This is a genomic window from Lacticaseibacillus zhaodongensis (assembly GCF_009687905.1).
GTDB lineage: Bacteria > Bacillota > Bacilli > Lactobacillales > Lactobacillaceae > Lacticaseibacillus > Lacticaseibacillus zhaodongensis.
Genome location: NZ_BLBG01000013.1, coordinates 48,888 through 59,250 on the forward strand (window position 1 = coordinate 48,888; position 10,363 = coordinate 59,250).

The 10,363-nt window shown below is 53.6% G+C and carries 8 protein-coding genes; 7 read left to right on the plus strand and 1 reads right to left on the minus strand.

What is annotated here, in order from left to right:
• Positions 1–13: 13 nt before the first annotated feature.
• A complete protein-coding gene (locus tag GN107_RS09025; RefSeq protein ID WP_155287433.1) occupies positions 14–745 on the minus strand; it encodes an SDR family oxidoreductase in 732 nt (243 codons plus the stop codon).
• Between the two features lie 113 nt (positions 746–858).
• Here GN107_RS09025 and GN107_RS09030 point away from each other — a divergent pair, with 113 nt between their 5' ends.
• The 7 genes from GN107_RS09030 (at position 859) to GN107_RS09060 (ending at position 10,155) form a co-directional block, all read left to right on the plus strand.
• A complete protein-coding gene (locus GN107_RS09030; protein WP_155287432.1) occupies positions 859–1,329 on the plus strand; it encodes a MerR family transcriptional regulator in 471 nt (156 codons plus the stop codon).
• A 440-nt stretch (positions 1,330–1,769) separates the two neighbouring features.
• Positions 1,770–2,906: a glycosyl hydrolase family 8 gene (locus tag GN107_RS09035; protein WP_155287431.1), complete on the plus strand. Its 1,137-nt coding sequence runs from the start codon at positions 1,770–1,772 to the stop codon at positions 2,904–2,906.
• Positions 2,903–4,399 carry a glycan biosynthesis hexose transferase WsfD gene (wsfD, locus tag GN107_RS09040; protein ID WP_155287430.1) on the plus strand — a complete coding sequence of 499 codons (1,497 nt, stop codon included), beginning with the start codon at positions 2,903–2,905 and terminating at the stop codon, positions 4,397–4,399. The genes GN107_RS09035 and wsfD overlap by 4 nt, the downstream gene beginning before the upstream one ends.
• Positions 4,396–5,958, plus strand: coding sequence for a hypothetical protein (locus tag GN107_RS09045; protein WP_155287429.1), 1,563 nt, complete (start codon positions 4,396–4,398; stop codon positions 5,956–5,958). The genes wsfD and GN107_RS09045 overlap by 4 nt, the downstream gene beginning before the upstream one ends.
• 4 nt (positions 5,959–5,962) lie before the next feature.
• Positions 5,963–7,231, plus strand: coding sequence for a glycosyltransferase family 2 protein (locus tag GN107_RS09050; protein ID WP_155287428.1), 1,269 nt, complete (start codon positions 5,963–5,965; stop codon positions 7,229–7,231).
• Positions 7,176–9,311, plus strand: a complete 2,136-nt coding sequence (locus tag GN107_RS09055) for a cellulose biosynthesis cyclic di-GMP-binding regulatory protein BcsB (RefSeq protein WP_308779533.1) — start codon at positions 7,176–7,178, stop codon at positions 9,309–9,311. The genes GN107_RS09050 and GN107_RS09055 overlap by 56 nt, the downstream gene beginning before the upstream one ends.
• Positions 9,304–10,155: a GGDEF domain-containing protein gene (locus GN107_RS09060; RefSeq protein ID WP_155287426.1), complete on the plus strand. Its 852-nt coding sequence runs from the start codon at positions 9,304–9,306 to the stop codon at positions 10,153–10,155. The genes GN107_RS09055 and GN107_RS09060 overlap by 8 nt, the downstream gene beginning before the upstream one ends.
• Positions 10,156–10,363: the final 208 nt, after the last annotated feature.

Below are 10,363 nucleotides of genomic sequence, written 5' to 3' on the forward strand. Positions count from 1 at the left end.
GTAGTTATTGGCCTTAGCTATCCTGCCGGGTGGCCGCAATGTCGATCTCGCGGATATTCACGTCCTGAGGCATCTGGTAGATAAAGTTAACGGCTTCAGCGACGTGCTTCGGGTCGAGCGTGATTCCGCCCATGGAGTCTTTCCACGCTTGGTAATCCTTCAGGGCACCCTGGTCGGTAACGTGGGTGAGGAGCTCAGTTTCAGCGGCGCCGGGGGCAACCATTGCCACGCGGACGTTCTTGCCGGAAACCTCTTCGCGGATGGTTTCGCTCAAGCCGTGGACCCCGAACTTGCTGGCAACGTAGGCGGCGTGGTTGACGAAGGTCTTCTTGCCGGCGAGGGAGGAGATGTTGACGACAGTTCCGTGCTCGCGCTTAGTCATCTCTGGTAGGACAATTTGCATGCCATTTAAAACGCCCATGACGTTAACGTCCAGCATCTGCTGCCACTGCTTGGGGTCCTGGTTCATGACGTTGCCCAAAAGCATCACGCCAGCGTTGTTAACTAAGAGGTCGGTTTGGCCGAATTCCTTTTCGGCGGTTTCAATAGCCGCTCTAAATGCCGCCTGGTCGGTTACGTCAACGCCCGCAACGCGGACGTTACTGAAGTCGAGGGGCAGAGCCTTAATGCGCGCAACGCGCCTTGCCAGCAGCAACATTGGGTAGCCCTGCTGGTTGAAGTTTTGCGCCATTGCGGCCCCAAAGCCTGATGATGCACCGGTAATAACGATTAATGGTTTGTTCATGAATATTCTCCTTTGTGGTCCGGAGTAACAATTAATTGTTGCCATCCGGACTGCGTTTTTGTTATCCTGAGCCCAGTCTAAATGCTCAAGTATACTTGAGGGCAAGGAGAATTATGCAAAAATATTCGATTGGCACCATCGCTAAAAAATACCACATCACCGTAGCCACACTCCGTTATTACGACGACATGGGGCTCTTGCCCTTCGTGAAGCGTAACGGCAGCGGCCAGCGGGTCTTTACGGACGATGACCTGGGTTATCTCGAGGTGATCGACTGCCTGAAGCGCTCGGCCATTCCGCTGCGTGACATCCGTCAGTTCATGGAATGGTGCGTGGCGGGGGATGCAACCTTGCCGCAACGTTACAAATTCATGCTCGATCAGGAACAGGCCCTCGAGCAGCGGATCCAAGTTCTGCAGGCCAACCTAGCGTTCCTACGCTGGAAGAAATGGTATTATGCCCACGCGAACGCGGCCGGAACGGAGCAAATCTTCTTCGAACCGGGAACCACGCAGGTGGACCCGAAGTGGCGGCAGCAATATCTGGCACAGCACGAGGCAGGTGCTGGCATTCAGCCCGATTAGGGTCTAGACCGGAGCATAAACGCCGAAAAAATTATTAAGATTTAACGCGCGGTGGAGTGGATAAGTGTGCAGTCAGATGGAATAGCTGCTGGGCCTGGCGGTAACGCATTCCGGATTGATACCCCTAAAATCCGCACCACGGGCTGGTAACGCCCAATTTGAACATCCAGAACGTACACTTAGCGTGCGTTCTGTTTTTTTATCCTTTAAGCGGCCCAACATGTGCCTGAATAAGTCGGAATTATCAATTGAAGTCGTTTGCGTATCTTTATTCAGTGAGCTTACTTGTGAAATATATCTACAAGCCCCGCATACCGATAATGAGCGTTGCATTTACGTAAGACTACAGTCTAGAATTGAATTGTAAGTTATGACTGCACGTCATGAAATTGTACCCAATTGCTGACAACACATCATAATCGTACGCCGGGGGGATTGCATTGAAGCGTTTAATCAGTTACGTATCATTGTTTCTGGTTCTGATTTTGAGTGCGTGTGCCGCCAAAGCGGTTCCGCAAACTACTAGTCCCAAGAGTGCACCGCGGGGCTTTTTGGCCAATGGCGCCAGTCTGCAGTCCCAACGTGAACGTGAATTAAATACATATATTAAGCGTAATTTTGTGCACCGCGCCGGGTTGATCACTAGCATTAACGCGGAGCAGGGTGCGGATGCTAAGCAGGCTTCGGGGCATGAGTACTTGCTGGAATCCAGTAGTCTGTGGCTGGCGCACCTGGTCATGACCAAACAATATGCGCAGTTCCGGCGCTTTTACCGGGTGACTAAGCGGACCTTTTACAACGGGACCTGCTTTAGTTACCGTTACAACCCTGAGACCAAGAAGCGCTTTGATACTAATGCCACCGTTGATGATTTGCGGGTGCTGCGGACACTGTTGATGTATGACGAGGTGCGGCATTCACGGCATTATGCGGGTGAGATCAGTCGCTTGTACAAGCGACTGGCCCCGGCCGTGATTCCAGAGGGACAGCTGCGCGATTTTTATAGTCAAGCCAGTCACAAAGCCGGTCCCAACGTCAGCAGCGCCTATTTTGATTTGCAGACTTTGCGTTACCTTGAAAGTGGGAGTAAAGCCGGCCGGCGCGCATACCGGCGGCAGGTCAAGGTCATTACCGGGGCCTACCTGGGTGACGCCTTTCCGCTGTATGCGTCCAGCTACAACTGGGCCGGAAATGAGTACAGCAATAAGAATATCAACACGTCCGAGGCCCTTGAGACCCTGCTGCAGCTGGCGCGGGTGGATAAACTCCATGCGGCCTCATTGGGCTGGCTGAAGCAGTGCGTGGCGAGTGGCTTTTTGCCGAACACGTTTAGCACGTCTGGCGTGATTGTGGACCGGAATCAGTCCGTCGCCAACTGGGCGCTCTGCGCGCAAATTTTTGCGGTCATTGGAAACAAGACGGAATACCGCAAGGCGATGGCGCGCGTCTGGGACGAACAGGTGACAATGAAGTCCCCGCTTAAAGGTGGTTTTGGGGTCGTAACCACAAACACAGCTTTTTCCTATAACAATTTGAATGCGCTACTCGCCGCGGACTGTGGGGAGGTGCGGCCATGATTTGGCTACGAAACAGCTATTGGCGCGGCCTTAATTGGTTTAAGCGCCACGTTTCGCCGGCCGCATTGGCGGTGTTGCTATGCATGCTCATTGCCGGCCCCTACCTGTTCTTTGCGCCGATTCACGGTTACGCGGATAATGGCGACTTTTGGCGTGCCATCTATCCGAACGGGATTTACCCCTTCAAGCAGACGCGCTCCGGCTACTTCAGCTACATCGCACCACGGTACCACATCATGCAGTATTACAACGCGAACAAAATGCTGGTGTACAGCTCACAGACGCTGTTCATCCGCTTTGCTGTACTCTTAAACCAGCTGTTCTATAGCAAAACTATTTTTGACATCCGTTTTCTGGGTGGGCTCTACTTTGCTTTGTTCTTGGGCGCGCTCTACATGTTGACGGTGGCCTTGACGACTCCCCAGCGGCGGCTACGGAGTTACCTGATCGCCATCATGGTGGTTGTCGTGTTCGGTGACACGGCGCTGATGCTCTACTTCAATTCCTTCTTTGCTGAACCTGTGGGCTACATCGCTTTGTTGTATGCAGTGGCGGCGTGGCTGTTGGTCAGTCGCAAACATTACCGCCGCAAGTGGCCCCTGCTGCTGACGTACTTGCTTAGCGTGCTTATTTTCATCACTAGTAAGCAGCAAAATGCCCCGATTGCGCTTAGCTTCATGCTGGTAACTGCCGGACTGTTCCTGTTGCCGGGGGCGCGCAAACGCTCGGGCCTAATTGTGGCCGCAATCGCCGTGATTGGCTTGTCCGGCGTGGTGACCTACGCACTGATTCCACAATCATTTAACGACATTAATATGTACCAGACGTTTACCACGGGGGTTTTGCAGGAAAATCGGGCTCCCGGCAAGGCCATCGACCGGAGCGGGATTGATCGGCAGTACGCACTGATGCGCGATCAGCAGTACAATCCACCTACCTACGCGCCAGTTCTGCCCAGCGGTAAGGCAACCAGCAAGCACCTAACTAGTAAGCTAAGCATGGCCTGGGTGCTGCAGTATTACGCCCGCCACCTGCACCAGTTTGTGGAGTTGCTCAACGTTGCGACTAAAAACGCAATGCGGGTGCAGCCGACAATGGTGGGGGATTACACGCGCGCATCGGGAGCCAAGCCCTTGCAGCAGGCGCATTATTTCACGGCGTCCAGCCTGCTGTTTTCAACCTTCTATCCGCGTAAGTTTACTTTTGGCATCATGATGAGCATTGCCCTGATCATGGTGTTTAGCGTGGGGATGTATGCCGACATCAAAACGGGAACGAGCGAGGGCCAGCTGCGCTTCTTTCTCATTCTGGGGCTGCTCAGTATCATCATCTTTGTGCCGGTGGTTTCGATAGTTGGTGACGGGACCGCGGACCTCGCCAAGCACCTGTTTAACGTGCCGATTGCAGTTTACCTGCTGCTCGTGATTATGATTGCGGACAGCTTGAACGGCCGATTGTGGCACGCTTATCGGGAGGAGGCTGCTGATTCATGAAGCATCTCAAAATGTTCCTGCTCTTGTGCTTTGTCCTCCTCAGTACGCTGCTGCTGCGGCCGCAAGTGGTGCACGCGGCAACGGCGCCTAACATTCTGCTCGTCTATGATTCGCTAAACGCGGGGGACCGGAAGCAAAATAACGTTGCGGCGATGCAGCGGCTGCTGACTAGTGCGGGGGCCACGGTGCGCTTGAGTAGCGTTAGCAACTACCAGCGCGGCGGGCTTGCCCGGGGCGATTACAGTGGTCTCGTGACCATGATCAATTGGGATGATGTGCCGGTAGCTAATCGGGTCTTCCTGCGGGAACAGCGGGACTTTACCGGTCCGCAACTCCACGTTGGCGGCAATCTGACCGCTGGGGAAGTCGCAAAATTGCACGCCCACAAGCAGACCCTGTACCGGCGGCAACTGCAGGGAAGCTTGCCGCATGGTAGCACGCAGTTACTGCCCTACAGCACCGCTGTGAACGTGCTAACGGATCTGCCCGCCGGTGCGCGGACGTACGGGACGTTGCGGATTCAGGGTGCGAGCGGGACTTATCCTTTTGCCTATCAGTATCAGCAGGCGGCGTTCCTACCGTATTTTGACGGGCAGGGGCTCAGTTTGCTGGCAGCGGAGCGACTCGTTGCCCAAATGTTTGCTTCGCAAGTGCGGACGTACCGGCCACTACTGACGATTACCGGTGTGACGCCATACAGCAATCTGAGCTTACTAAAACAAACGGCCGCGTTCTTGGATGCACACGGAATTTCCTTTGCTGTTAGTGCCGCGACCGTGACGAATAACACGGAACTACCGGAATTTGCGCGGTACGCGGCCGCACTGCGCTCAGTCCAAGCCGCTGGTGGGGTCGTCTTCGTGCGGATGCCGCAAGTCGGTGCGCCTGGTGCCCAAAGTGGCCCCTTGCTGAATGCAAACATGACCACTGCCATCACCGCTCTGAGCCAAAAACACGTCTTTCCCGTGGGCTACAGTCTGCCAACCTACTTGCAACTGGATGCGGTGTTTAAACGCTCCGCACTGAGCGGCGCAAACACGGTGCTCCAGCTCGCTAACCCCGCGCTGCAGGCCTACGCGCAAAAGAGTGACCGCACGCAGGCGTACAAACGGGCTTACACCAGCGTCAGCGCGGCGAGCCTGAACCGGAACAAGTCTGGCCGGCCACTGAGCGCACGGATGCAGTCTTTTGCCCTGCCGACTGCAGTCACCTTCAAAATGCCAGACAGCGCCAAGGAATTGGCTGGCTTGCGGCGGCGGGTGGCTGATTTTAATTTTGACTGGGAAAACACCGCTGCACTCAATACTAAGCTGACGGTCGCAACGCTTGTACTTGAGCACAGGCATGGCCAGTACTACATGAATGGGCGCCTGCAGGCTGGCAACTACACGCCGGTGGCTAAACCCCCGGTGACCGAATCGCTACCATCACGAATCAATAATTTCTTTGCGATTCAAAGTACCTTCTTGTGGATTTTCTTTGCAATTACCATTACCGCGATGGTCGGGTTGCTAGTTTTAGGTCGCAAAGTGTACTTGCAGATGTACCGGCGCAAATAGGGGGGTGATCACGATTAACATCTTGGACTTTTGTCTATTCATTTCAATTCTGGCGATTTGGGGCGTGCTGATCGTCAACGTAATTCTGACCATCGCCGGTTATACCTATTACCTGCGCTGGACGCGGCGACCGAAGCCTTCACTTGCTGGGCTGCAGGAGGTACCCTTTGTTTCCATCATGGTCCCAGCGCACAACGAGGGCATCGTGATCGTCAAAACGGTGCTGGCCCTGCTGCAGTTCGATTACCCGCATGACCGCTACGAGATCATTGTGATCAACGACAACTCCAGCGACAACTCGGCCGCCCTCTTGAAAAACTTGCAACAGCTCAACCCGGGCCGCAACTTGGCGGTCATTAACACCGATGCCAAAACTGGGGGTAAGGGCAAGTCGAACGCCCTGAATATCGGCTTGAAGCGGGCTAAGGGGAGCGTCATTTCGATCTACGATGCCGATAACACGCCTGAACACGGTGCGCTGCGTTACCTGGTCGCTGAGCTCATGAGCAATGCCGAATACGGGGCGGTGATTGGCAAATTCCGGACGCGCAACAAGAGTGCAACGCTACTGACCCGTTTCATCAATGTTGAGACCTTGTCCTACCAGTGGATGGCGCAAGCGGGGCGTCAGCAGCTGTTTCACCTGGGCACCATCCCCGGTACGAACTACGTCATTCGCCGCTCACTGCTTGAACGTGTCGGCGGCTGGGACGTTAAGGCGCTGGCAGAGGACACTGAGATTTCATTTCGGATCTACCAGCTGGGGTACCGGATCGGTTTTCAGCCGCACGCCGTGACTTGGGAGCAGGAGCCGCAAACGCTGGACGTCTGGTTCCATCAGCGCACGCGCTGGGTCAAGGGCAACATCTACGTCATCGTTAAAAACGCCGGCAAGCTTTTTACCAGGGCGGGGCGGCACATTCGCTTTGACCTGCTTTACTTCCTAGCAATCTACTTTTTGCTCATGGTCGCGCTCATTTTGTCCGACACTGTCTTCGTGCTTTCGGTTGCCGGGGTGGTGCACTCAAACCTGGTGGGCTTTAGTAACAGCTTGTGGCTCGCGGCAATCCTCACCTTTATCCTCAGCACCTATTTAACAATCACGACGGAGAAGAGTGAGATGACCCTCAGCAATTTGTTTGTAATTTGTGGCATGTATATTGTTTACAGCCAGATGTGGTTGGCTGTGGCGGCACACGGAATGGTGGGGTATATTCGTGAACAAGTCTTTCATCAACAAGCAAAATGGTATAAAACTAAGCGTTACAAATAGAATTTTGATGGTGGTATTGGGTCTGCTACTACTACTGAGCGTGAGCGGGCGCCCGCAAACTGTAGCCGCAGCCAGCAAGCCTGCGGGCGAGCAGAGCTACACCGAAATTTTCCAAAATCCAACGGCAACGTTATCGGGAAAGTCTGTGCAAACGGAGCTGTACTTTAGCCGCGAAGATTATTGGGACGTGAAGAAAGTTACCTTGAGCCTGAACTTCCAAATTTCGCAGCTTGCCGCGCGCTCGACCTCAGACATTACCTTAGCCTTGAATGGCATTAAGTTCGCCTCGTTCCGGCCGGCGAAGGAAACTGGACTGCAGACTAAACAAATTGAGATTCCCCTGCGACTGCTGCAGGGGACCAATACCCTCCAAGTAGCTGGGCAGATTCAAACTCGTCAGGGTAACCATTACGATTTGGCCCAGACACCTGCCAATTGGCTCAGCATATACTCCGGTGCGAACGTTAACTTTCAATACAATCTCAAACCGGCGGACAACAGCGTTAAATCGTTCTACGCCCACTTCACGGGGATGGACACGATTGCTAATCATAATTCAGCAATCGTGCTGCCACAGAACGCTAGTGACAGCGAATTGCAGGCCAGTCTTTACGCACTGAGCGGTATTTCCCGGGTGATAACGACGACCGATACGAAGTTGCCGCTGCTACGGGCGGGTAACAGTGCGCTCAAAAACACGCATTACCAGCTGTTTGTGGCCAAGTACGCTGACCTCCCTGCTGCGGTGCGCAAACACGTCGCTCCGGAGGCTGTTGCTAATACGGGCGCGCTGCAGGTTTATACAGAAGGACAGACGCACTATCTAGTGCTGACCGCGCGGCGTAATAGTCTGCTCAAAAAGGCGGCGCAATTCGTTGCCAATCAAGAACTGATGCAGGAAACGGCAACTAGCGGTGAGAGCATCACGGCTCAGACGCAGACTTACACCTCCGTGTTGCAGTATCAAGGTCACTATCAGTTGACCAGTAGTGAAACACAGCTGCGGGGGCCGGGCCACCAGGGTGTGAGTTACTTTGTGGCGCTGCCGACTGACCGCACGAACGCAGATGGCTCGCAGGTTCGCTTGCACTACCGTTACAGCAAAAATCTCAACTTCAAGCGCGCACTGGTCAGCATTTACGTTAACGGAACTGCTGCTGGCAGCAAGCGGCTCAGTGTTAAGCATGCAAACAACGATGAGCTCACGGTCAAGTTGCCTCGGGGGCAGAGCCTCGGGAATACGTTCAATATTACAGTGGATTTTGACCTCGAAACTTATGATCAGAATAGTTCCGACAACGACCAGACTCCTTGGGCCAACGTGGAAACCGACTCGGAGGCGGCCATTGTGTCTCGTTCTAGGCCGCAACTGCTCTTTAGCAATTTTCCGAGCACCTTCATCCGCAACGGCTCCTTTGACAAGTTGGTCGTCGTGCGGCCGCGCCAGATGACTGATGCTGACATGAGCACGCTGACGAACATCTTCAATCTGTTTGGTAATTACGCTCAACAGAATACCGGTAGCATCAAGGTGCGGGCGACGCAACCGGGAGCAAATACTCTCCGCAACAGTAGTGTGATTGCGTTCGGCACCCCCAAGCAAAATGCCTTCATCAACGGTCTGAATTCTAAACTCTACTTCCGCTACAACAAGGCGCGGACGGGCTTTGTCAGCAACGAAAAGCTTAGCATTGAAAAGAACTATGGGCAGACGATCGGGACGGACCAGTTATTGCGCTCGCCATACAATGACAAGAAGGCCCTGCTCGTTGTGACTGGGGCAACACCGCAAGCGACCCTGATCGGTTCCACACAAATCAGTACGCAAGCGGGCGTTTCCCAGTTTAAGGGTGACGCCGTGGTCGTGGATCCTGACAATCAGCATTACAGCTACCGCTTCAAGAAGCAGGCGGCAGTTCAGCTGCACAAGTCGGCCCGGCAAGTGATCAGCAAGAATTCAAAAATCATTATTTACCTAGCACTCGTGTTCATGGCCTTAGGATTGATGTTGCTAGCGCTGTTCTTGATTTTGCGCAAGCACAAGCGAGGCACAAGTAAAGGTGGTGGTAACCATGAATAAACAAGATGAGCACCGCTCAGTGCGCAGTGATCTCGACCTCATGGTTTGTGTTTTCCTCGCCGCACTGCTGGCAGTTTGCATGATGCTTTCGGGCCATGTTCTACTGAACACTTTCTACATGGGCATTTTGGTACTGACACTGCTGCTGACGTACTTCTTCGGTATCGTGACGGGAATGGCTGCGAACATGCTGTTCATTTTTGCCCAAGCCCTGTACATGCTCTACCAGAACATGACCGGCGGGAACGTGCAACTTGAGTTAGCATACTGGCTGCTCATTCCCGTATTATTGAACCTCGCGTTCTACGCCATGACGACGGAGATGCGGGTGCTGCAGGCAGATAATGATGAACTACGGGAAGCAATGGTGGAACACGGCGCTTTTGACCAGGAAACCAAGTTGCGCACCACTGTTTCATTTCTTGAAGATGCAGGGGTATTCATTGAGACCAACAAACGCTTCAACATTCCCGTCAGTGTGGTTGTCATTCGGATTCGCTACTTCAGCGATTTGCAAAACATGCTTGGGACGACGCGGATCAAGGAGTTAGTCAAACTCGCATCGGACTCGATCAATCACGCCACGCGCGATAACGATATCAGCTACATTCTAAATACGGATAACCCAACTTGGGCGGTGCTGCTGTATGCGGATGTTGCTGGAGCAAACGTCGCGGCGCAGCGGATTCGGGACGAATTCCAGACGGAGCTGAACAAAAATCAGTCACTGCGCGACGTTGACCTGCAGTTGCGGGTGGGTGTGACCGGCTGGGATCTCGACAAACTAGACGGGCCCAATGCGTTTATGGAAGCCGGAATCAAGGAACTAGAATACGATGTTTAACAGAGCGGAGTGAGACGGTTTGAAACTGAGCATTAACGTACTCGGGGAAAAATGCTAGGGCTTAAGCATTTGTCCCTGAGTGTGTTAAGCGGAGGTTTCAGTCGCACGTAGCTCGACTATGTAACAGAGTGGAGTGAGACGGTTTGAAACTGAGCATTAACGTACTCGGGGAAAAATGCTAGGGCTTAAGCATTTGTCCCTGAGTGTG